Here is a 23,064-nt window from a genome sequence, read left to right as displayed (position 1 = left end):
GTGGTGGGCGGAGTCCTGGGCGGTGTCCTCCTTGGCCAGCGCCATCTCCTCGATCTCCAGCCGGCGCACCAGCCGCTCGACCTCGTCGATCTCCACCGGCCGGGAGTCGATCTCCATGCGCAACCGGCTCGCGGCCTCGTCGACCAGGTCGATCGCCTTGTCCGGCAGGAAGCGCGCGGTGATGTAGCGGTCCGACAGGGTGGCCGCGGCCACCAGCGCCGAGTCGGTGATGCGCACCCCGTGGTGCACCTCGTAGCGATCCTTGAGGCCGCGCAGGATGCCGACGGTGTCCTCCACCGACGGCTCGCCGACGAAGACCTGCTGGAAGCGCCGTTCCAGCGCCGCATCCTTCTCGATGTATTTGCGGTATTCGTCGAGTGTGGTGGCGCCGACCAGCCGCAGCTCACCGCGGGCCAGCATGGGCTTGATCATGTTGCCGGCATCCATCGCCGATTCACCGGTCGCACCGGCGCCGACGATGGTGTGCAGCTCGTCGATGAACGTGATGATCTGCCCGGCGGAGTCCTTGATCTCGTCGAGCACGGCCTTGAGGCGTTCCTCGAACTCGCCGCGGTATTTCGCGCCGGCGACCATGGAACCGAGGTCCAGGGAGACGACGGTCTTGTCGCGCAGGCTCTCGGGTACGTCGCCGTCGACGATGCGCTGGGCCAGGCCCTCCACGATCGCGGTCTTGCCGACGCCGGGTTCGCCGATGAGCACCGGATTGTTCTTGGTCCGGCGGGACAGCACCTGCACCACGCGGCGGATCTCGTTGTCGCGCCCGATCACCGGGTCGAGCTTTCCGTCGCGCGCGCGGGCGGTCAGGTCGGTGGAGTACTTCTCCAGCGCCTGGTAGGTGGATTCGGGATCGGCGCTGGTGACGCGGGCGCTGCCACGCACCTTGACGAACGCCTCCCGCAGGGCCTGCGGCGACGCGCCGTGACCGGTCAGCAGCTTGGCGACGTCGGAATCCCCGGTGGCCAGCCCGACCATCAGGTGTTCGGTGGAGACGAACTCGTCGTCCATCTCGGTGGCCAGCTGTTGCGCGGTGGTGATGGCCGCCACCGATTCGCGGGACAGCTGCGGCTGGGTGCTGGAGCCGCTGGTCTGGGGCAGCCGGCCGATCAGGCGCTCGGCTTCGGCGCGGATCGCGGCGGGCTCGACACCGACGGCCTCCAGCAGCGGTGCGGCGATCCCGTCGTTCTGGGTCAGCAGCGCCATCAGTAGGTGCGCCGGCCTGATCTCGGGATTGCCGGCCGCCGACGCCGCCTGCAGCGCCGACGTCAGGGCCGCCTGCGTCTTGGTCGTCGGGTTGAATGAGTCCACGCCGCCTCCGTTCGGGGTAGTCGAGTGTTCGCTCGGAAAGGTAGTGTTTAGGTCGGTAGTCCAAAAATCTCGTCGTGAAGTTCAACCACGTCAAGGTTGAGTCTATTCCGCTCAACTTATGCGGACTTCGCGACGCCCCCCAGCACGATCCGGCGGCGCTCTAGGATCGGGGCCTGTGGGCCTCGACGACCGGGATGCGCTGCGGGTATTGCGCGCCGCCTTCGCCGGGCAGGACTCCGGTGAGTCCAACGAACTCGTCCACCGTTTCTTCACCGACTGGTTCGCCCACGACAACTCCGTCCGCGACCTGTTCCCGCCGGACATGCACGGCGCGCGAAACTCCTTCGCGCACGCCATGCATTGGCTCTACGGTGAACTCGCGGCCCAGCGCGCCGACGAACCGGTCGCCTTCCTGGCCCAATTGGGCCGCGACCACCGCAAGTACGGTGTGCGACCCAGCCAGTACGACTCGTTGCGCCGCACGCTGTATTCGACGTTGCGCACCAACCTCGGCCACGCGTGGTCAGACGCCGTCGCGCGGGCCGCCGACCAGTCGCTGAACCTGTTCACCGGGGTGATGAGCGGGGCCGCGGACTCCGACGACACCCCCGCCTGGTGGGACGGCACCGTGATCGAACACATCCGGGTGTCCCGAGACCTCGCCGTCGTCCGGTTGCAGCTGGACGGCGCGCTGCCGTATCACCCCGGCCAGTACCTCAACGTCCAGATCCCGCAGTGCCCACGCCGCTGGCGCTACCTGTCCCCCGCCATCCCCGCCGACCCCGACGGCCGGATCGAATTCCACGTCCGAGTGGTGCCCGGCGGCCTGGCCAGCACCGCCATCGTCACCGAAACCCGGCCCGGCGATCGCTGGCGGCTGTCCGGCCCGCACGGCAACCTCCAGGTGGACCGCGACGGCGCAGACGTGCTGATGGTCGCCGGAAGCACCGGGCTGGCCCCACTGCGGGCACTGATCATGGACCTCACCCGGTTCGCCGACAACCCGCGCGTGCACCTCTTCTACGGTGCCCGTTACCCGTGCGAGCTCCACGACCTGCCGACCCTGTGGCAGCTCGCGGCCCACAACCCCTGGCTCTCGGTCTCACCGGTGTCGGAATACCACCGCGACCCCGCCTGGGCCGCCGGGTACCCCGACCCGACCCCGCCGCGCGGACTGCATGTGCGCCAGACCGGCCGGCTACCCGACGTCATCGCCAAGTACGGCAGTTGGGGGGACCGGCAGATCCTGATCAGCGGGGGACCCGCGATGGTGCAGGCGACCAGCGCCGCGTTGATCGCCAAAGGCGCCCCGCCGGAACGTATTCAGCACGATCCGCTCTCCCGCTGAACCGCGGGCCAGCGGCCCGGCGGGCCAGCGGGCCCGCGGGCACCGGGGCCGCTAACGACGCCCGCGCGGCTGCCAGACCACCAGCGCCGTGCTCTTGGGCACCACCGCGATCTCCCGGCGCTGGTTGGCCCGCAACGCCGCCACCTCGTCGGCCATCTCCTTCAGGCGCGACTGCAGGGCCTCGACCTGGTTGGTCAGCTCGATGATGCGTTTGATGCCCGCGAGGTTGACGCCTTCGTCCTGCGACAGGCGTTGCACCTCGCGCAGCAGGTCAACATCATGCTCGGAATAGCGCCGCCCACCACCCGCGGTGCGCTGCGGGCTCACCAGTCCGATGCGGTCGTAGGTGCGCAGCGTCTGGGCATGCATGCCGGCCAACTCGGCCGCCACCGAAATCAGAAAGGTGCGGGATTCCCCTTTTCGGTTCGGACGCATGGCCATCATCGATTGCCCGCCCATCCGGCCCTCGGGTCGAAACCGCTGGAGCGCTCGGCCGCGGCATAGGCCTCAAGCGCGTCCTGAGCTTCGCCCTCCAGATTCGGCGGCACCGCCACCTTGACCGTGACCAGCAGGTCGCCGCTGCCGCCGCCACGTTTGGGCACGCCGCGTCCGCGGACCCGCAGGATACGGCCATCAGCGGTGCCCTTCGGCACTCGGACGCCAACCTTGCCGTCCAGCGTCGGCACCGAAAGTGTTGAGCCCAACGCTAATTCGCTGAAGCTGACGGGAACGGTGACGGTGAGATCGTCGCCGTCCCGGCCGAAGACCTTGTCCGGTCGTACATGAACGGTGACGTACAGATCCCCCGAAGGTGCGCCGCGCAACCCGGCTTCACCCTGCCCGGCCAACCTGATCCGCTGCCCGTCCTGCACGCCCGGCGGAATCCGGACATTGATGGTGCGGGTGCGGGTGGCCACTCCGGTGCCTTTGCACTCCTGGCACGCGTGCTCGATGATCGAGCCGCTGCCCCGGCATTCGGTACACGGCTCGGAGAAACCGAACGCACCCTGGTTGCGGTTGACCACGCCCGCACCGTTGCAGCTCGGGCACACCTTAGGGCTGGTACCCGGCCGCGCGCCACTGCCGTGGCAATTCGTGCACGGCGCCGGGCTGGTCAGCCGCAGCGGCATCGCCACACCGTTGGCGGCCTCGACGAAATCGAGTTCGGTCTCGGTCTCCAGGTCGTTGCCGCGTCGCGGTCGGCTGGGCCGGGCGCTGCCACCGCGCCCGAACAAGCCTCCAAACAGGTCGCCGATATTGGCGCCGCCCGCCTTGCCGGCGGCATCGAACAGGTCGTTGAGGTTGAATTCGGCGCCGTCACCGCCGCCTCCGGAGAAACCGCCGAAACCACCGGTGTCGAATCGCCGGCCACCGAAGCCGCCGCCGGCGAACAGCCGCCGGGTTTCGTCGTACTCCTTGCGCTTGGTGTCGTCGGACAGGACGCTGTAGGCCTCCGAGACCGCCTTGAACCGTTCGGCGCCGGCCGGATTCTTGTCCGGATGCAGATCCGACGCCAACTTGCGGTAGGCGGTCTTGATGTCCTTGGCGCTGGCGCCGGAGGGGACGCCGAGCTCCTTGTAGAAATCCTTTTCAACCCATTCACGCTGGGTCATGTTGCGTCACCTCCGTCCACCGTTCGATTCTGCGGTCTGTCGATTCTGCGGCCTAGTCAACCGGGGATTCGCCGTCGTCTCCGGTTCCGGCCGGTTCAGAGTCGAGGATGCTCTGCAGCGGGTCGGGGGCGCCCTCGTCGCCGCGTTGTGCCGCGGGACTCTGGGCAATCGTGTCGACGACACCGACCATGGCGTGCCGCAGCACCTGCTCACCCAGTTGGTAGCCCCGGCGCATGACGGTGCCGATCACCGGCATGGAGCCCGGCCCGCCATCCCCTTCGTGCTGCACGGCCTCGTGCAGCGCCGGGTCGAAATCCTCGCCCTCGACGCCGAACGCACTCAGCCCGATCCCGGTCAGCGCCGTCGCCAGCTTGTCGGCGACCGACTTCATCGGCCCCGACTCCAGATCGCCGTGGACGCGCGCCCGGTCGAGATCGTCGAGCACACCGAGCAATTGGGTGACGACGGCGGCCTTGGCCCGGTCGGCGGCGGCCTGCTGGTCGCGCAACGCCCGCTTGCGGTAGTTGGCGAAGTCCGCCTGCACCCGTTGCAGGTCGGCCAGCAACTCCGCGGCCTTGCCCGCGCCTTCGGGTGTCTCGCCGGGTCCGGCCGGCCCGACGCCTCCCGGCGCTGGATCTGCTCCAGCGCCGGGGGCGCCGCTGCGCACTTCACCGGTCTGCGGGTCGACGCGCCGCTTGTCGGTCACCGTCACCGGTTCCCCGGGGGTGTCCTGACCACCGCCGGTCACCGGGACTCACGGTCGTCGTCGACCACCTCCGCGTCCACCACATCGTCGGCCCCACCGGCCTGGTCGAAGCCGCCGCCGGGCTGGTCGCCGCCGGCCGCGGCACCCTCGGCCTGGGCGGCCTCGTAGATCGCCTGGCCGAGTGCCTGGGACTCCTGACCCAGCTTCTCCATCGCCGACTTGATGGCGCCGATGTCGTCGCCGCCCAATGTCGCCTTGGCTTCCTTGACCGCCGCCTCCACCTTGCTCAGCGTGTCCTCGGGAACCTTGGAGCCGCCGGACTCCGAGGCTGCATCCCGCTGTTCGGCGATGAACTTCTCCGTCTGGTACACCAGCGATTCGGCCTGGTTGCGCACGTCGGCTTCCTCGCGGCGCGTGCGGTCTTCGTCCGCGTGCGCCTCGGCATCCTTGATCATCCGGTCGATCTCCTCCTTGGAGATGCCCGAACCCTCCTGGATGCGGATGGTGTTCTCCTTGCCGGTGCCCTTGTCCTTGGCCGTGACGTGCACGATCCCGTTGGCGTCGATATCGAAGGTGACCTCGATCTGCGGCACACCGCGCGGCGCCGGGGCGATACCGGTCAGCTCGAAGCTGCCGAGCAACTTGTTGTGCGAGGCGATCTCCCGCTCGCCCTGGAACACCTGGATCTGCACCGACGGCTGGTTGTCGTCGGCGGTGGTGAACGTCTCCGAGCGCTTGGTCGGGATCGTGGTATTGCGTTCGATGAGCTTGGTCATCACGCCGCCCTTGGTCTCGATACCCAGGCTCAAAGGCGTGACGTCAAGCAGCAGAACATCTTTCACCTCACCCTTGAGGACACCGGCCTGCAGCGCGGCACCCACGGCGACAACCTCGTCGGGGTTGACACCCTTGTTGGGTTCCTTGCCGCCGGTCATCTCCTTGACCAGCTCGGTGACGGCCGGCATACGGGTCGAACCGCCGACGAGCACCACGTGATCGATGTCGCCCACCGAGATGCCGGCGTCGGCGATCACCGACTGGAACGGCTTACGGGTGCGGTCCAGCAGGTCCTGGGTGATCTTCTGGAACTCCGCCCGGGTGAGCTGCTCGTCGAGGAACAACGGGTTCTTGTCGGCGTCGACGGTGATGTACGGCAGGTTGATCGAGGTGCTGCCCGAGGAGGACAACTCGATCTTGGCCTTCTCAGCGGCCTCGCGCAGCCGCTGCATCGCCATCTTGTCCTTGGTCAGGTCGATACCGCTGGTCCCCTTGAACTTGTCGACCAGCCACTGCACGACACGCTCGTCCCAGTCGTCGCCGCCGAGGTGATTGTCGCCGCTGGTGGCCCGCACCTCGACGACGCCCTCGCCGATCTCCAGCAGCGAGACGTCGAAGGTGCCGCCACCGAGGTCGAACACCAGGATGGTCTGTTCCTTCTCACCCTTGTCCAGCCCATAGGCGAGTGCGGCCGCGGTCGGTTCGTTGACGATGCGCAGCACGTTGAGGCCGGCGATCTGGCCGGCGTCCTTGGTCGCCTGACGCTGTGCGTCGTTGAAGTAGGCGGGCACGGTGATCACCGCGTCGGCGATGTCCTCACCGAGGTAGGCTTCGGCGTCGCGCTTGAGCTTCTGCAACACCCGGGCGCTGATCTCCGGAGCCGTGTACTGCTTGTCGTCGATGTCCACCGACCAATCCGTGCCCACGTGCCGCTTCACCGAACGAATGGTGCGATCGACGTTGGTCACCGCCTGGTTCTTGGCGGGCTGGCCGACCAGCACTTCGCCGTTGCGGGCGAACGCGACGACGGACGGCGTGGTACGCGCCCCTTCTGAGTTTGCGACGACGACCGGTTCGCCGCCTTCGAGAACCGCGACGACGGAGTTGGTGGTCCCGAGGTCGATTCCGACCGCACGAGCCATGGTGTTTCCTCCTGAATCTGTAGAGCTTGTCCATTTCGCTATGCTGAGTGAACTTCGCTCAAGAATGCCTCAGCCGAATCCCCGGCGTCAAATCAGACTTGAGTCTGTATCACTCAACTTATTGGCCATGTTACCGAAGCGGCCGAACTTGTCAAACCGGCTCTTCACAGTCGAGGGTGCGGTCGGGGTATGAGCCCAGGGCGTTGACTGTGACGTCAGGGCTTTCACTGTGAGCCCAGGGCGCAGAATTCGCCTCAGATCCCGCCCCGGGCTCACAGTCGACGCCAACGTTTGTGGGGGTTCGCGAGCGTAACGTGGCTGCGATTTTGGGTGCCGGATTTCGCGCTGGCGTTACGCTCGCGGGATCGGATGGTCGGGGTCGGCACAGCCGGATGCCGAACCGCAGGTGGCCCCGCAGTGGGATAGCCTGGCACGCAATCTCGCGGCGCACTGTGCAACCCGCGGCGACATGCGCAACCCGCGGCGACACGGAGCTGGATGACATCCCCTGAAAGCGCGCTCAGCCGCGAAGACGCCGGCTACCACAAGTCCCTCAACAACCGGCAGCTGCAGATGATCGCCCTCGGGGGCGCCATCGGGACCGGCCTGTTCCTCGGCGCCGGGGGGCGGCTCGCCTCGGCGGGGCCGGGGTTGTTCATCGTGTTCGCCGTCTGCGGAGGCTTCGTATTCCTCATTCTCCGGGCGCTCGGCGAACTGGTGCTGTACCGCCCGTCATCGGGATCGTTCGTGTCCTACGCCCGCGAATTCTTCGGCGAGAAAGTGGCTTTCGTCGCCGGCTGGATGTACTTCCTGAACTGGGCGATGACGGGGATCGTCGACACCACCGCGATCGCCCACTACTGCCACTACTGGCCGGCGCTGCACATCGTTCCCCAATGGTTGCTCGCGCTGATCGCGCTGCTGGTCGTGTTGTCGATGAACCTCATCTCGGTCAAGTTGTTCGGCGAGCTGGAGTTCTGGGCTGCCCTGGTCAAGGTGCTCGCGCTGGTGACATTCCTGGTCGTCGGCACGGTCTTCCTGGCCGGGCGCTTCAAGGTCGACGGCCACGACACCGGGTGGTCGATGCTGCGAAATCACGGCGGACTGTTTCCCACCGGCCTGTTGCCCCTGGTCCTGGTCGCCGCGGGGGTGGTGTTCGCCTACGCCGCCGTCGAACTGGTCGGCATCGCGGCCGGGGAAACCGCCGAACCCGAGCGCATCATGCCGCGGGCGATCAACTCGGTGGTGTTCCGGATCGCTGTCTTCTACATCGGGTCGACGGTTCTGCTGGCCCTGCTGCTGCCCTATACCGATTACCACGAACACGAGAGCCCGTTCGTGACGTTCTTCTCCAAGGTCGGATTCGCCGGCGGCGGCAGCCTGATGAACCTGGTGGTGCTCACCGCCGCGCTCTCCAGCCTGAACGCCGGCCTCTACTCCACCGGCCGGGTTCTGCGTTCGATGGCGATCAACGGCAGCGGACCCCGGTTCGCCGCACCGATGTCGAAGAACGGCGTCCCCTACGGGGGGATCCTGCTCACCGCCGGCATAGGCCTGTTCGGCATCGCACTCAACGCCATCAAACCGAGCCAGGCCTTCGAGATCGTGCTGCACATCGCGGCGACCGGAGTCATCGTGGCGTGGGCGACGATCGTCGCCTGCCAATTGCAGTTCCACCGGCTGGCCAAAGCCGGCCGGCTGCAACGCTCGGCGTTCCGGATGCCGCTGTCGCCGTACACGGGTTATCTCACCCTGGCGTTCCTGGCGGCAGTGCTGGTCCTGATGATGTTCGACGCGGACTACGGCCGCTGGCTGCAAGCCGCGATGCTGCTGGGTGTACCCGCAATGATCGGCGGATGGTTCGTGGTCCGCGACCGGGTGCGGGCAGCCGCCGCCGCCGCCGAGTCCGACGGGGATTCGCAACCCCCGCACTGACCGGGCTACCGGCTCAAAAATCGCGTCCCGGCATGAACAACGCGTGGTAACACTTTGCCGTCGGCGCCGTCCCAAAAGGGCCTCGCGGCCCTCGTCTACGGGCATCCGTGCGTAATCTGGCCTCTTGATATTTCCGATTCCAGGGGAAACGCGTGCGGTTCTTGCCCAAGACAGGGTTTAACCTGCTGGCCGCGGCTGCGCTCATTGCCGGGTGCAGCACGGTGATCGACGGCCACCCGATCGCCTCTCCCGGCGGCCACGGCCCCCCCGAACCCACATTTCCGACGCCGCGCCCCAGCGTGACAGTTCCCGCCCCCGATACCTCGACACCCGTGGCGAAGCCTCCCGACAGCACGCCCGGACCGGAGCCGAGCCAGGTCCCCGGTGCCATACCGCTGGACCCCGACGAGGACGGATACGTCTTCATCGAAACCAAATCCGGTCGGACACGCTGCCAGATCAACAAGGACAGCGTCGGCTGCGAGGCGCCGTTCACCGATTCACCGATGCAGGATGGCGAGCACACCAACGGTGTGCACATCACCGCGGGCGGCACCGTGCAGTGGGTCCTGGGCAATCTCGGGGCGATCCCGACCGTCGCCCTGGACTACATGACCTACGACGCACAGGGCTGGACGATCGTGGCCGGCCCGGACGGCACCCGGTTCAAGAACAATCGCACCGGCCACGGCATGTTCGTCAGTATCGAGAACGTCGACACGTTCTGAACCAAGTCGCCGCGGGGCCGATACGATCAGCTCTGTGCCACGCTACGACCCGCCCGGCGATTTCAACGACCAGCCTCCCCGACACGGCGGCCCACAGGGTCACCCGCAGCAGGGGCCGCCCCGGTACGGCCCGCCGCCGGGACCCCCGCCCGGCCCACCGCCCTATGGGCCACCGGGTCCGCCGGGACCTCCACCGGGGCCTCCACCGGGTCCGCCGCCCTACCCGCCGTACCCGCAGGACGACCCGTCGCTGATGTACCGGCCGACCGCGGAGATCCAGGCCGAATCGGGGTTCCCCGATGCAGGCCACCCCGGCTACCCGGTCGAACCCGGCGAACCCGACACCGACGACCCCCGCCCCTGGTACCAACGGCCCGCGATGCTCATCGGCTGGCTGCTGGCCGTGTTGATCCTGCTCGCTGTTATCGGCTACGGCGCGAAGCAACTGTTCGGCGGCGACGACGACACCGGCCCGGCCCCCACGACAACCTCGACCACTCGGGCAACGACCACCGTGACGGAGACACCAACGACGGAGACGACAACGACGCCGAGCACGGAGGCGACGACAGCCGCGCCGAGCACGGCGGCCACCGAAGCTCCGCCGGTCAACCCGCCCGGGAGCCAGCCGGCCCAGACGACCAATAAGCCTTCGCCGGGCTTCCGGCTACCCGACCTACCCGAGCTACCCCCTATACCTTCGACGATCACGATCCCGAACGGCCCGACGATCACGCTGCCGCCGAACCTGCCCTCACTGGGGCAGGCCTATCGGCAATAGGTGAGGCCGTGACCACCGGCGGTCAGACCGACCCCGGAGCCGGGCGCCCGGCCGGGACCGAGCCCCTCGGGTTGTCGATCGGGGTGGCCAACCTGGTCGCCGCCCGCCCGGGCCGCGTCCCAATCGCCCGAACCCCGGTGGTGACGCTGTTCGACGACCGGCCCTCCGAAGTCGGCCTGCCCGGGGAGAACCCGAGCCACGCCGAATCCGGTCTGGTGTTGCGGGGATTCGTCGAACTGGTCGGCGATCCGGCTCCGCTGGTGGCCGCCGACGGCACCAGGTACCTGGGCCAGGCAGTCACCATTGAGGCACTCGAGGCGATGGCACGCATCGTGGGCTACGGAACACCGACCACCATCGCGGTCCCCGCGTACTGGTCCGACGACCAGGTCGACGCCTTACGTCAGGAGCTGTTCGCGCAGCCGGACCTTGCCGCCAACGGCGGGCCGGTGGCGCTGATATCAGATGCCGCCGCCGCTCTGGCCGCACTGCAACTCCAGCCCGGCTTCCCGCGCAGCGGCGTCGTCGCCCTGTGCGACCTCGGCGCCGGCGGCACCAGCATCACCCTGGCCGAAGCGGATGCCGGCCTGCGGCAGATCGACAGCACATTCCGGCACAGCGAATTCTCCGGTGACGGCATCGACCAACTCATCCTGGATCATCTGCTGACGGCGTCCCCGGGTATCGACGGGACCGACGCGTCCGGCACCGCGACGTCGATGGGCTCGGTAACCCGGATGCTCTCGACATGCCGGTCCGCCAAGGAGCTGCTGTCCACGGCCGCGGTGACGGGCCCGATATCGGGCCTCCCGGGTGCTCCCGGCACCCCGGCCACCCCGGCCCCCCCGGCCGCCCCGGGTGCCCCGGGTGCCCCGGGTGTTGCCGACGACCGACACCTGTCACGCGCCGAGTTCGAGCAGATCCTCGCGGCGCCACTCGACCGACTGATCCTGGCCATCGGAGAAGTGCTGCGGCGCAACCACGTTCCGCGTCTTGCCGCGATCGCGACTGTCGGCGGGGGCGCCGCAATACCGCTGGTCACCGCACGGCTGAGCGAACGTTTGCAGGCGCCTGTCATCACCGCGCCGGAACCCCTGGTCAGTGCGGCCGTCGGTGCGGCTGCGCTCGGTCGGCGGCCGACTCCTCCCGACGCGGCGACCGTGGTCACCGGCGCGATCGACCCGGCCACCCAGGCAGCCACCACCGCAGCCGCCGCCCCGCCGACGAGCGCGGTGCCGACCGAGGCATTGAACCGCGGGGTCGGCCGCGCGGGTTCGGTCGATCATGCTCTGGCCTGGTCCCAGGACTCGGGAACCGGCGAGGACCCGGTCCCCTACACCGGACCGACCCACTACACCCGCCCCACCGACTACACCGGAGCCGCCGACTACGGCGATGAATCCGAAGTGCCCCCGTGGTACCAGCGGCCCGCCATCCTGTTCGGCCTGACCGGTGCTGCCGGTGCCGCATTCCTCGCCCTGGCGCTGGCGGTCACGATGGGGCACACCTCCACGACCAGGCCGACCGTCACCACGTCGCGGCCGGCCCCGGTGACCACCACCGTCATCGGGCCGGACAACCGCCCGACCGAGACCGTGATCACCCCGCCGCCGGTCACGGTCACCACCCAGACTCCGGCCACCACCCAGACTTCGGCGACCACGCAGACTCCGGGCACCACGACCACCGCCGGCCCAAGCACGTCGGCCACCCCGTCGACGACGACCCAACCGACGACGACCCAACCGACGACGACCCAACCGACGACGCGCCCCACCACCACGACAGCTCCAACCACCACGGCGCCCCCGGCCACAACATCGTCCGCACCGACGGCAGCCCCGACGACACTGACTCCCCCGGCCACGACGGTGGCGCCGCCGGCGACGATCACCCCGCAAACTTAGGTAAGCCTGTCTCGCGCAAAGATGGCCCAAGGTGTCAGTATGGGCAGATTGAGCAGGTAGCAAAGACGCGCTGGAGCACTTCGACATCGCTGCGACACGAATTGGGGTGATCGTCCGTGACCACCAATATGCTCATCAGACTCCTCGTCGGAATGGGTATGACCGCGTTCGTCGGGTTGTTCGCGGTGAAGCGAGTCTGGTGGCTGTACAAGCTGACGACCTCCGGACAGCCGGCATCCGGGCGCACCGACGATCTCGGCGCTCGTATCTGGACGCAGATCTCCGAGGTACTCGGGCAGCGGCGGCTGCTGAGGTGGTCGATTCCCGGCCTCGCCCACTTCTTCACCATGTGGGGTTTCTTCATCCTGCTCACCGTCTATATCGAGGCATACGGACTGCTGTTCCAGGAGGACTTCCACCTGCCGATCATCGGCCGCTGGGACGCACTGGGCTTCCTACAGGACTTCTTCGCCGTCGCCGTCCTGGTGGGCATCATCACGTTCGCGATCATCCGCATCAGGAAGAACCCTCGCGAAATCGGTAGAGCGTCCCGGTTCTACGGCTCGCACAACGGTGGCGCGTGGATGGTGCTGTTCATGATCTTCAACGTGATCTGGACCTACGCCCTGGTCCGCGGCTCCGCGGTGAACAACGGCACGCTGCCCTACGGCAACGGGGCGTTCCTGTCGCAGCTATTCGGCAAGATCCTGGCGCCACTGGGCCAACCGGCCAACGAGATCATCGAGACATCGGCGCTGCTGCTGCACATCGCCATCATGCTCGCCTTTCTGCTGCTCGTGCTGCACTCCAAGCACCTGCACATCTTCCTGGCACCGATCAACGTCACCTTCAAGCGGCTGCCCGACGGCCTGGGGCCGCTACTGCCGGTCGAGTCCGGCGGCGAGCCCGTCGACTTCGAGAACCCGCCGGACGACGCGGAGTTCGGCCGCGGCAAGATCGAGGACTTCACCTGGAAGGGCATGCTGGACTTCGCCACCTGCACCGAGTGCGGCCGTTGTCAGTCCCAGTGCCCGGCCTGGAACACCGGCAAGCCGCTCTCGCCCAAGCTGCTCATCATGGACCTGCGCGACCACTGGATGGCGAAAGCCCCATACATCCTGGGCGAAAAATCCGCGGACCCGGTGGAGGGCCTGGACTTCTCGACCGTCGAGCAGGACGGCCATCACGTTCCCGAATCGGGCTTCGGCCGCGTCCCCGGGCACGGACCCGAACAGCTGGCCCGCCCGCTGGTCGGAACCGCCGAGCAAGGCGGCGTCATCGACCCCGATGTGCTCTGGTCCTGCGTGACCTGCGGCGCGTGCGTCGAACAGTGCCCGGTCGACATCGAGCACATCGACCACATCGTCGATATGCGGCGCTACCAGGTGATGATGGAGTCGGAGTTTCCGTCGGAGTTGTCCGTGCTGTTCAAGAACCTGGAGAACAAGGGCAACCCGTGGGGCCAGAACGCATCCGAGCGCACCAGCTGGATCGACGAGGTCGACTTCGACGTTCCCGTCTTCGGCAAGGACGTCGAGAGCTTCGACGGCTACGAATACCTGTTCTGGGTGGGCTGCGCAGGCGCCTACGAGGACAAGGCGAAGAAGACGACCAAGGCCGTCGCGGAACTGCTGTCCATCGCCGGGGTGAAGTACCTGGTGCTCGGCGAAGGCGAGACCTGCAACGGCGACTCCGCGCGGCGCTCGGGCAATGAGTTCCTGTTCCAGCAACTGGCGCAGCAGGCGATCGAGTCGCTGGACGGGGTTTTCGAAGGCGTTCAGACCGTCGACCGCAAGGTCGTCGTCAGCTGCCCGCACTGCTTCAACACCCTGGGCAAGGAATACCGGCAGCTCGGCAGCGACTACACCGTGCTGCACCACACCCAGCTGCTCAACCGGCTGGTACGCGACAAGAAGCTGGTGCCGGTCACCTCGGTTTCCCAGGACATCACCTACCACGACCCGTGCTACCTGGGCCGGCACAACAAGGTCTACGAGGCCCCGCGCGAGCTGATCAGTGCCGCGGGCGCCACCCTCACCGAAATGCCCCGGCACGCCGAGCGCAGCTTCTGCTGCGGCGCCGGCGGCGCCCGCATGTGGATGGAAGAGCACATCGGCAAGCGCATCAACCACGACCGCGTGGACGAGGCGCTGGCCACCAACGCCGCCGCGGTCGCCGTGGCGTGCCCGTTCTGCCGGGTGATGGTCACCGACGGCGTCAACGACCGCCAGGAAGAAGCCGGCCGCAGCGGCGTCGAAGTGCTGGATGTGGCCCAGGTCCTGCTCGGATCTCTCGACCGCGACAACGCGAAGCTGCCTGCCAAGGGGACGGCGGCCAAGGAGGCCGAGGAGCGGGCGGCCAAGGCCGACAAGGCCGCGCCCAAGGCTGCCGCGGCTGGGGCGGTCGCAGCGCCTGCCGAGGCCCCGCAAGCCGCCGCCGTCACGGTGGCGCCGGCCGAACCCGCGGACAAGCCGGCCGCGGCGGTGCCGGTCAAGGGCCTGGGCATGGCCGGCGGCGCCAGGAGGCCGGGGGCCAAGAAGGCCGCGGCCCCGACGGCGGCGGCCGCGCCCGCGGCCGAGGCTGCGGCGCCTGCGACGGCAGAGGCTGAGGCGCCGGCAGAGCCCGCCAAGCCCGCCGCACCCCCGGCCAAGGGGCTGGGGATGGCCGCGGGCGCTCGACGTCCCGGGGCCAAGAAGGCCGCGGCCCCTACGGCGGCAGCTACGCCCGCGGCCGAGGTCCCTGCCGCACCCGCCGCGGCTCCGGCGCCCGCTGCACCCTCAGCACCCGCAGAGCCGGCAAAGCCCGCCGCGCCCGTCAAGGGGCTCGGCATGGCCGCAGGCGCTCGGCGCCCGGGGGCCAAGAAGAGCCCCGCTGCCGCACCTGCCGCGCCTGCCGGGCCCACCGGGCCTGCCGCACCCACCGGGCCCGAGGCCGAGGCCGCACCCGAGGCCAAACCGGAGGCAAAGTCCGAACCCGCCGCGGCACCACCGTCGGCACCCGTCAAGGGCCTGGGAATGGCGCCGGGCGCACGTCCGCCGGGCAAGCGCTGATCACGGTTTGACACCGATCAGCAAATTCGGTTGGACAACGGTGAGAGCATAGGTGGTGTGACCACCCACCATCTGCCCGTACACGCCGCCGGTCATCACCGGCAGCGCATGTTCGCGCAGTCGTCGAAGCTTCAGGACGTCCTCTACGAGATCCGCGGCCCGGTACACCAGCACGCCACCCGGCTGGAAGCCGAAGGCCACCGGATCCTGAAGCTCAATATCGGCAACCCCGCCCCGTTCGGCTTCGAAGCGCCGGACGTGATCATGCGCGACATGATCCAGGCGCTGCCCTACGCCCAGGGATACTCCGACTCGCAGGGCATCCTGCCGGCCCGTCGTGCGGTGGTCACCCGCTACGAACTGGTGCCCGACTTTCCCCGGTTCGACGTCGACGACGTCTACCTGGGCAACGGGGTCTCAGAGCTGATCACCATGACCCTGCAGGCCCTGTTGGACAACGGGGACCAGGTATTGATCCCGGCACCGGACTATCCGTTGTGGACGGCGTCGACCTCCCTGGCCGGCGGCACCCCCGTGCACTACCTGTGCGACGAAACCCAAGGCTGGCAACCCGGTATCGCCGACATCGAGTCCAAGATCACCGAACGCACCAAGGCGCTGGTGGTGATCAACCCGAACAACCCGACGGGTGCGGTGTACAGTCGCGAAATCCTCACTCAGATAGTTGAATTGGCACGCAAGCATCAACTGCTGCTGCTCGCCGACGAAATCTACGACAAGATCCTCTACGACGACGCCGAGCACGTCAACCTGGCCTCGCTGGCACCGGACATGTTGTGCCTGACCTTCAACGGCCTGTCGAAGGCCTACCGTGTCGCCGGCTACCGGGCCGGCTGGCTGACCATCACCGGACCCCAGGATCACGCCCGCAGCTTCATCGAGGGCATCAACCTGCTGGCCAATATGCGGCTGTGCCCGAATGTCCCGGCTCAGCACGCAATTCAGGTGGCACTCGGCGGCCACCAGAGCATCGACGACCTGGTGCTACCCGGCGGGCGGCTGCTCGAACAGCGCGATGTCGCGTGGCGCAAGCTCAACGAGATTCCCGGGGTGTCCTGCGTCAAACCGATGGGCGCACTGTATGCGTTCCCGCGCCTGGACCCCGAGGTTTACGACATCGACGACGACGAACAGCTCGTCCTCGACCTGCTGCTGCAGGAGAAGATCCTGGTCACCCAGGGCACCGGATTCAATTGGCCGGCACCGGATCATCTGCGCCTGGTGACACTGCCATGGTCGCGCGATCTGACCTCGGCAATCGAGCGACTCGGCAATTTCCTGGCCGGCTACCGGCAGTAGTTGCCGCCCGCTGCCCGCCGGGTGCAGCGACGGTCTGATCCCGCGAGCGTAACGCCAGCGCGCAATCCGGCGCCCAAAAACGCAACCACGTTACGCTCGCGAACGAGTCACCGCCGCCCCCGCACCCACCCCGCACCCACCCCGCACCCACCCCGCACCCACCCGATCCCGCGAGCGTAACGCCAGCGCGAAAACCAGCGCCCAAAAACGCAACCACGTTACGCTCGCGAACGACTCCTTTACGCGAACGGGTTGAGCACCGGCGGGATGATCGCGTTGCCGGTCACCCCGGTGAGCCGGACCCAGACCTGCGCGGGCATGTTCAGTAATTGGTAGACCCCGGCACCCAACCACGAAGCCGGTAGCCGCAGGAAATCTGGCACCGCGTCGACGATGCCCTGTATCGGGTCGTAGACCAAGTAGGGAATCGTGGCCGCGATCGTGCGCGAGTCCAGCGCCGCCGTGGTCGCAATATCGGGATAGCCCTGGGCGGCAAAGTCGGCGCTGAGCGCACTGAACAGGTTCGCGCCCGGATCGACATAGGTGCCGTCGAACACCGAGGACGTCAGCGGAGCACCCTGCATATACGGCAGCGTCGGAATGCCGAACTGGTCCATGATCGTCGGGGTCGCGCTGACGATCTGCCACGCATTGTTGATCCAGCCGTCCCGGGCATCGTTGCCGGCCTGGTCGAAAATGAGGAAGGTCGCGGTCTCCCGCGGCGTTTGGAAGCCGTGGGAGATGCCGCCGATCTGGGCGGGTCCGAGTTCGCCGTGGTCGGTGACCACCAGCGTGGAGAACTGCTCCCCATTTGCGGCCTCCCACGCGGCCACCGCACCCAGCAGGCCACCGCCGCCGGGGGAGCCGAGGTTGGCGTCCAGGTTCTGGATGGCCGCGGTGTACTGCGGCGAATCCCCGCCGAACGCATGCGCGACGTTGTCGGTACCGGCAAAGGCGGCGAAGATGAAGTTGCCCTTGGCCGGGTCAGCGGCCAGGATCGCCGCCTGCGTTTTTTGGCCGACAAGATCCTGTGTGGCAAGCCAATTGGTGTCGCCGGCGACCTGCGGGACGAACTCGATGTTGTCCGCGGGGTAGGCACCGGCCCCGGCGATCCGGGTGTTGATGCCGCTGACAGTGCCCTCGCCGTTGGCGACGACGGTGGTGTTGACCCGGTCGCCGTAGGCCGCCTCCAGCTGGTTGTACACCGTGGGCCAATCGTCATAGGTCCACGGCGTGAACACATTGTTCGACACCCCGGCCGTCTCACCCCACACCCCGGTCTGAATCGTCGTCCACGACGGATTCGAAATCGAGGTGTGCCCGACAATCGTCGACGCCGAGGTCACACTGCGGTTCATCAACGCATGGAAATTCGGGGTCCCCGCCGGATCGGCCAGAATGCTCGCCAGATTCGTCCCATCCACACCGATCAACAGGAAATTCGCATCCGGGGTGTCCAAATTCAGCAGGGCCGCCTCCTGCGCAGACAACACGTTCAGATTCGGGTAATAGGCCCCGGCACTCCCAGTCGCACCCGGGACACCGAAGAACGACCACGCCCGGCCACCGGCCCCGCCGATGCCCGCCGGGCTCGGCCCACCACCGATACCCCCGACACCCCCGGCCCCGCCGTTACCCCACAACAACCCACCCGTACCACCGGCACCCCCGGCCCCACTCCGAAGAGCACCCGTGCCCCCGACACCACCATCGCCGATCAACCCCGCGTCACCCCCGCGCCCACCGGTCTGCCCCAGCAACCCACCCGAACCACCGGAACCACCATTGCCCCACAAAATCCCGCCATCTCCACCGGCCTGCCCGGTCCCCGGCGCACCGTTGGCACCGTCACCGATCAACGGCCGCTCCAAAAACAGATTCGTCGGGGTATTGATCACCTCCAGCACGCCATCGGCGACCACCTGCAACGGCCCGGCATTGACCGTCTCCGCCGCCGCATACCCCGCACCCGCAGCCTGAAGCGCCTGCACAAAGCGGCCATGAAACGCCGACACCTGCGCGCCAATCGCCTGATACTCCCGGGCATAGGAGGAAAACAGCGCCGCCACCGCCTCCGACACCTCATCGCCGGCAGCCGCCGCCACCGCACCCGTCGGCACCGACGCCGCCATATTCGCCGCACCGACCGACGACCCGACATCGGCCACACCCGCCGCCGCCGAGGACAACAACTCCGGTACGGCAACCAGGTGCGACACCGCGGACTCCCCTGTCTTCTTTCAGTGCTCCCAGACCAGCCGGAATCTTCTAGCCGACTGGCATCAGTCGCGCTTCAACAACTCCAGAAGATAGCCGCCGTACCCGGACTTGAGCAGCGCCGAACCGCGCTCTTCCAATTGTGCGTCGTCGATCCAGCCCATCCGCCAGGAAACTTCCTCGGGAATGCTGACCTTCAGGCCTTGCCGGAGTTCCAGCGTCCGGACGAAATCGGCTGCGTCTAATAGCGAATCGAAGGTTCCGGTGTCCAGCCACGCCGTCCCGCGCGCCAGCACCTCGACCGCAAGCCGACCCTGGTCAAGGTAGATCCGGTTAACCTCGGTGATCTCGTATTCGCCGCGCGCAGACTTCTTCAATCCCTTGGCGATCTCGACCACGTCGTTGTCGTAGAAGTACAGGCCGGGCACCGCATAGTGGGACTTCGGCGTCGCCGGCTTCTCTTCCAGTGAGACCGCCATCCCGGCGGCATCGAACTCCACCACACCGTAGGCCGCCGGATTAGCCACCCAGTAGGCGAAAACCGCTCCACCACTGATGGTCTGGAAACGCTTCAGGCTGGTTCCCAAACCGGGGCCGTAGAAGATGTTGTCGCCCAACACCAGTGCCACCGGGTCGTTGCCGATGTGATCGGCACCCAGCACGAAGGCCTGGGCCAGACCGTCAGGATTTTCCTGGGTCGCGTAGGTGATGTTGATCCCCAACTGTGCTCCATCGCCGAGCAGCCGGTGAAATCCCGGTGCGTCGTGGGGCGTGGTGATCATCAGGATGTCGCGGATGCCCGCCATCATCAACGTGGTCAACGGGTAGTAGATCATCGGCTTGTCGTACACCGGCAGCAATTGCTTGCTGATCCCCATGGTGATCGGATACAGCCGGGTTCCCGAACCCCCGGCCAGGATGATCCCGCGCATAGCTGGCTCCTTCGGAGTAGGCCTTGGGCGACGTAGGCCCTAGTCGGTGTGGGCGTCAGTCGACCCGGTCGCCTTCGGTGAGTTCGGTCGCGGCCAACGCCGAGGCCAGGTCTTCGTGGCGAAATATCGAGGTGACGTGATCGCGGACGACGCGGAACGCCGAGGCGCCGGTGGTCACCGTTTGCGGGTCGGTGCCGCTGATCGTCTGCTCGACCACCACAATCCCCTTGTGCACATACATCCGGCCCAGCTGCGCGGAGGCGGTCAGCGAACGGGCCCAGCTGCGCAGCGCCTGGTGGCCCTGTGCGGCTCCATGGGCATCCCCGAATTCGATGTCGTCACTGGACAAGCCGACCAGCGTCTCGATGTCGGAGGAGTTGAGGGCGTCGTGCCACGCCAGCACGGTGGCGATCTCCGAAGTCGTCATGACCGGTAAGTCTAGAAGGGCGTCCTGTCCAGCCATCTGCGCCATACGGCTTCGCTGCCGAACATCGCGATCCCGGTATCGGCGACAGCTATCCGGCGCGTCATCGCCAGCAGCAATTCGCCGGCACCGCCGCGCAGCGCGGTCGTGCCCTTACCGTGCCGGTGGGACCACTGCAGGACACCATCGTCGAGCTCGATCGTCCATTCCCCGGCATCCCCCAACCCCGGATCGGTGGCATGCAGGTGAATGATGTCGGCGTCCTCAAGCGGCCATGCGGCACCGTCTTGCGCGGCCTTGATCACGATGCGTTCCAGGAATTCGGTGATCGCGTCGGCAGCGATGGCCGCGTCGACGTCGAATTCGGCTCCGACGGCCAACGCGGCATCGGCCCGGTGCACCACGTTCTCGTGCAGCCGACGCCGAGGCCACCACCTCGCGGGACGCGGGCCGAGGAACGTCCACACCGGCGTCTCCGCGCCGGTCAGTTCAACGGCGTCGACCAGGAGCCGGGCGCCGTCGTTGAGCCACGCAACGGCATCATCGATGTCCGGTGGCGGTTTGCCGCCTTCGACGCTGCGGAATTCCAGAAAGGTGTCCATCCGGTCGCGCACGATCTGCGCGGCCCAGCGGTCACCGCGCCCGACATGGCGGAACAGCTGCCCGATGTTCCATTCCGGGCAGGTTGGCACCGGGCCGGACAGGTCGGCGCTTCGAACCAGTTCCCCGAACGCGCGGGTTTGCTCCAGGTATGCCGACGCGTAGTCCACCCGGGTGACGTTACTCGCCGCGGGATGCGCCCAGGCTACGGCGAACCGGCGAAGTTCTCGTAGGACCGGGACGGGGTGGGGCCGCGTTGGCCCTGGTACTTCGAGCCGACCCCGGCACTTCCGTAGGGGTGCTCGGACGGACTGGTCAGCCGGAGAATGCAGAGCTGGCCGATTTTCATCCCAGGCCACAGGGTGATCGGCAGGTTGGCGACGTTGGAGAGTTCCAGGGTGATGTGGCCGGTGAAGCCGGGGTCGATGAAGCCCGCGGTGGAGTGCGTCAGCAACCCCAACCTGCCCAGCGACGATTTTCCCTCCAGCCGGCCGGCCAGGTCGTCGGCCAGGCCGACGGTCTCCAGCGTCGAACCCAACACGAACTCCCCCGGATGCAGTACGAACGGCTCACCTTGCTCGGGTTGCACCAAACTGGTCAGTTCGTCCTGCCGCTTGGCCGGATCGATATGGGTGTAGCGGGTGTTGTTGAAGACCCGGAACAGGCAATCGAGCCGGACGTCGATGCTGGACGGCTGGACCAGGGTGTCGTCGAACGGGTCGATCTGTAACCGCCCGGCGGATATTTCGGCCCTGAGGTCACGATCGGAGAGCAGCACCCGACGAGCCTAGCTGCTGGCGGACCCGATCAGCGGATGTAGATCTCGTCCCCGTGGGGGTAACCGCCGCCGGTGGTGGTGACGTGGACGTGGTCGAAATGCCCGTTACCACCCGTACGGCCACCGCCCGGCGTGTAGTAACCGCCGCGCCAGATGGCGTCCTGAATGCCGAACCGGTCGGCGTTCTCCATGACGAACGCGACGATCGCGTTGCCCAGTTCGATCCCGGCGGCCGAACCCGGGTCGGGGATCATCACGTCGAGTGCCAGACCGTTGGGGTGCCACCGCAGGGCGTCCGGACGGACCCCGCCGATCCGCTGGATTTCGGGGAACAGGGAGCTGATGCTGCGGGCAACAAGAATTGTCCTGATCTGCAGGCCCCGCTCCGGAGCGACACCGGCGGCAAGGACCCGGCTACCGAGGTCGGCCCGGGACCTGTCGGCCCGCATTCGCTGAATCGGCGCCATCTCCTCAAAGCTGTAGCGCAGGCGAGACGCGTCGAACTGCGGGGCCGTCTGCACCAGCGCGATTTCGGCACAGCAGGGTGCAGAAGCCGCGGTGGCGACTACCTCGTTGTCGGTTCCGACGGCGACGGGATTGAGGTCTGCTCCGACCATTCCCCCTACGGCGAAGAGCGCGGCAGCCGGCCCAATGGCCGCAGCCAGCACCACTGATGCATGCCGCCGCTTCCTGGCTAACTTGTGCCTGCCCACGGAGGGTCACAATACGAGGTCACAAATGATAACGAAAGGGTAAACGGCGTTTTCTTATATTTACCTTTAGAATTTCTTTATAATTCGAACTTTTAATTACATTGATGTAATTTGAGTCGTCGGGCTGCCGAGTGGGCCGAGTCGACGCCGATTTCCCCGCCCATCGCCGGCCGCTGGCCGCTGATCGCCGGCCGATGCTAGCCTTTCGGGGCAACTGCGCCGATGTAGTTCAATGGCAGAACATCAGCTTCCCAAGATGCCTGATCACGTCCGGCGACGTACCCCTAGGTGCATTCAAAGTCGGTGTCTACCTGCGTATTTCACCTGTTTAGCGTTCGGTGTCGTTTGGTGTCGCCTGGGCACGTCTGGTGACGTCGGTTGCAACATCGACGCAACAACCTCGCACGTCACAGGTACTATTTTGGACTCCCCTCCGAAGTCTTATATCGTCAGTTAGTAAGGTCATCTAATTACCTGATGAGGAGACTCCCATGACCACACCGAACACCTGCGAGGCCTGCGGCACCAACGCCGACGAGCTGTTCCACAACGACGCCCTTGGGATGGCTGTATGCGCCGAATGCGACGCCGCCCCCATCGAGGGCGCTGCATCACGTGCGATCGGTCGCAAGCCGAAGCCCACCGCCATCGAGCTGACCACCCGCGAGGTCGCCGACAAGATTGGGACCGATCCCAAGACCCTGCGCGTGTTCCTACGCGCCGCGTCGCAAGGCGTTGGGTCCGGCTCGCGCTACTCGTTCACGTCG

The 23,064-nt window shown here is 67.2% G+C and carries 18 protein-coding genes and 1 pseudogene; 8 read left to right on the top strand and 11 right to left on the bottom strand.

What is annotated here, in order from left to right; translation table 11 throughout:
• Positions 1-1,326 (bottom strand): Clp protease N-terminal domain-containing protein (locus tag ACK5M9_RS15905; protein ID WP_416894107.1); only part of this gene is annotated, 1,326 nt, incomplete at its 3' end.
• A gap of 175 nt (positions 1,327-1,501) precedes the next feature.
• Here ACK5M9_RS15905 and ACK5M9_RS15900 point away from each other — a divergent pair.
• A complete protein-coding gene (locus ACK5M9_RS15900) occupies positions 1,502-2,674 on the top strand; it encodes an FAD-binding oxidoreductase (RefSeq protein WP_416894106.1) in 1,173 nt (390 codons plus the stop codon).
• Positions 2,675-2,725: 51 nt separating this feature from the next.
• Here the strand turns inward: ACK5M9_RS15900 and ACK5M9_RS15895 are convergent, their stop codons facing one another.
• Genes ACK5M9_RS15895 through dnaK form a run of 4 tightly spaced genes read right to left on the bottom strand, consistent with a single transcriptional unit; the run spans position 2,726 to position 6,912 of the window.
• Complete coding sequence (locus tag ACK5M9_RS15895) at positions 2,726-3,109, bottom strand: heat shock protein transcriptional repressor HspR (protein WP_416894105.1); 384 nt, start codon at positions 3,107-3,109, stop codon at positions 2,726-2,728.
• Between the two features lie 5 nt (positions 3,110-3,114).
• Positions 3,115-4,287 carry a molecular chaperone DnaJ gene (gene dnaJ / locus ACK5M9_RS15890; protein ID WP_416894104.1) on the bottom strand — a complete coding sequence of 391 codons (1,173 nt, stop codon included), beginning with the start codon at positions 4,285-4,287 and terminating at the stop codon, positions 3,115-3,117.
• Positions 4,288-4,339: 52 nt separating this feature from the next.
• Positions 4,340-5,035, bottom strand: coding sequence for a nucleotide exchange factor GrpE (grpE, locus tag ACK5M9_RS15885; protein WP_416894103.1), 696 nt, complete (start codon positions 5,033-5,035; stop codon positions 4,340-4,342).
• Positions 5,032-6,912 carry a molecular chaperone DnaK gene (gene dnaK / locus ACK5M9_RS15880; protein WP_416894102.1) on the bottom strand — a complete coding sequence of 627 codons (1,881 nt, stop codon included), beginning with the start codon at positions 6,910-6,912 and terminating at the stop codon, positions 5,032-5,034. Before dnaK ends, grpE begins: the two co-directional genes overlap by 4 nt.
• 498 nt (positions 6,913-7,410) lie before the next feature.
• On the opposite strand from dnaK, the gene ACK5M9_RS15875 reads away from it, so the two are divergent.
• The 6 genes from ACK5M9_RS15875 to ACK5M9_RS15850 all read left to right on the top strand — a co-directional run bounded on the left by ACK5M9_RS15875 (position 7,411) and on the right by ACK5M9_RS15850 (position 16,633).
• Positions 7,411-8,847 carry an amino acid permease gene (locus tag ACK5M9_RS15875; RefSeq protein WP_416894101.1) on the top strand — a complete coding sequence of 479 codons (1,437 nt, stop codon included), beginning with the start codon at positions 7,411-7,413 and terminating at the stop codon, positions 8,845-8,847.
• A 152-nt stretch (positions 8,848-8,999) separates the two neighbouring features.
• On the top strand, positions 9,000-9,575 hold the full coding sequence (locus tag ACK5M9_RS15870; RefSeq protein WP_416894100.1) for a hypothetical protein: 576 nt from the start codon (positions 9,000-9,002) through the stop codon (positions 9,573-9,575).
• A 34-nt stretch (positions 9,576-9,609) separates the two neighbouring features.
• Positions 9,610-10,356 carry a hypothetical protein gene (locus ACK5M9_RS15865; protein WP_416894099.1) on the top strand — a complete coding sequence of 249 codons (747 nt, stop codon included), beginning with the start codon at positions 9,610-9,612 and terminating at the stop codon, positions 10,354-10,356.
• Positions 10,357-10,364: 8 nt separating this feature from the next.
• Positions 10,365-12,263 carry an Hsp70 family protein gene (locus ACK5M9_RS15860; protein ID WP_416894098.1) on the top strand — a complete coding sequence of 633 codons (1,899 nt, stop codon included), beginning with the start codon at positions 10,365-10,367 and terminating at the stop codon, positions 12,261-12,263.
• Between the two features lie 116 nt (positions 12,264-12,379).
• Entirely contained in the window at positions 12,380-15,313 is a 2,934-nt protein-coding gene (locus ACK5M9_RS15855) for a (Fe-S)-binding protein (protein WP_416894097.1), read from the top strand.
• A 108-nt stretch (positions 15,314-15,421) separates the two neighbouring features.
• On the top strand, positions 15,422-16,633 hold the full coding sequence (locus ACK5M9_RS15850; protein ID WP_416894108.1) for a pyridoxal phosphate-dependent aminotransferase: 1,212 nt from the start codon (positions 15,422-15,424) through the stop codon (positions 16,631-16,633).
• A gap of 239 nt (positions 16,634-16,872) precedes the next feature.
• Here ACK5M9_RS15850 and ACK5M9_RS15845 read toward each other — a convergent pair whose 3' ends face one another.
• The 6 genes from ACK5M9_RS15845 to ACK5M9_RS15820 form a co-directional block, all read right to left on the bottom strand.
• Positions 16,873-18,852, bottom strand: coding sequence for a PE domain-containing protein (locus ACK5M9_RS15845; protein ID WP_416894096.1), 1,980 nt, complete (start codon positions 18,850-18,852; stop codon positions 16,873-16,875).
• 63 nt (positions 18,853-18,915) lie between these two features.
• The gene (gene rfbA, locus ACK5M9_RS15840) at positions 18,916-19,782 is read right to left on the bottom strand and encodes a glucose-1-phosphate thymidylyltransferase RfbA (RefSeq protein ID WP_416894095.1); all 867 of its coding nucleotides are present in this window, start codon (positions 19,780-19,782) and stop codon (positions 18,916-18,918) included.
• Between the two features lie 55 nt (positions 19,783-19,837).
• Entirely contained in the window at positions 19,838-20,209 is a 372-nt protein-coding gene (locus tag ACK5M9_RS15835) for a nuclear transport factor 2 family protein (protein ID WP_416894094.1), read from the bottom strand.
• 11 nt (positions 20,210-20,220) lie between these two features.
• A complete protein-coding gene (locus ACK5M9_RS15830; RefSeq protein ID WP_416894093.1) occupies positions 20,221-20,976 on the bottom strand; it encodes a maleylpyruvate isomerase family mycothiol-dependent enzyme in 756 nt (251 codons plus the stop codon).
• A gap of 35 nt (positions 20,977-21,011) precedes the next feature.
• Positions 21,012-21,584, bottom strand: a complete 573-nt coding sequence (gene dcd / locus ACK5M9_RS15825) for a dCTP deaminase (protein ID WP_416894092.1) — start codon at positions 21,582-21,584, stop codon at positions 21,012-21,014.
• A 29-nt stretch (positions 21,585-21,613) separates the two neighbouring features.
• The gene (locus ACK5M9_RS15820) at positions 21,614-22,297 is read right to left on the bottom strand and encodes a hypothetical protein (RefSeq protein WP_416894091.1); all 684 of its coding nucleotides are present in this window, start codon (positions 22,295-22,297) and stop codon (positions 21,614-21,616) included.
• A 491-nt stretch (positions 22,298-22,788) separates the two neighbouring features.
• Here ACK5M9_RS15820 and ACK5M9_RS15815 point away from each other — a divergent pair.
• Positions 22,789-23,064, top strand: a pseudogene (locus tag ACK5M9_RS15815) (hypothetical protein); the annotation flags it as partial.

This window comes from Mycobacterium sp. (assembly GCF_047975165.1).
Classification (GTDB): domain Bacteria; phylum Actinomycetota; class Actinomycetes; order Mycobacteriales; family Mycobacteriaceae; genus Mycobacterium.
Note: the sequence above shows the minus strand (reverse complement) of the source record. Positions and strands in the feature narration are given on the sequence as shown.

Coding starts and splice junctions, on each gene's coding strand:
- ACK5M9_RS15875 (WP_416894101.1), top strand. CDS start 7,411: ATGACATCCCCTGAAAGCGCGCTCAGCCGCGAAGACGCCGGCTACCAC.
- ACK5M9_RS15850 (WP_416894108.1), top strand. CDS start 15,422: ATGTTCGCGCAGTCGTCGAAGCTTCAGGACGTCCTCTACGAGATCCGC.
- rfbA (WP_416894095.1), bottom strand. CDS start 19,782: ATGCGCGGGATCATCCTGGCCGGGGGTTCGGGAACCCGGCTGTATCCG.
- ACK5M9_RS15895 (WP_416894105.1), bottom strand. CDS start 3,109: ATGCGTCCGAACCGAAAAGGGGAATCCCGCACCTTTCTGATTTCGGTG.
- dnaK (WP_416894102.1), bottom strand. CDS start 6,912: ATGGCTCGTGCGGTCGGAATCGACCTCGGGACCACCAACTCCGTCGTC.
- ACK5M9_RS15835 (WP_416894094.1), bottom strand. CDS start 20,209: ATGACGACTTCGGAGATCGCCACCGTGCTGGCGTGGCACGACGCCCTC.
- dnaJ (WP_416894104.1), bottom strand. CDS start 4,287: ATGACCCAGCGTGAATGGGTTGAAAAGGATTTCTACAAGGAGCTCGGC.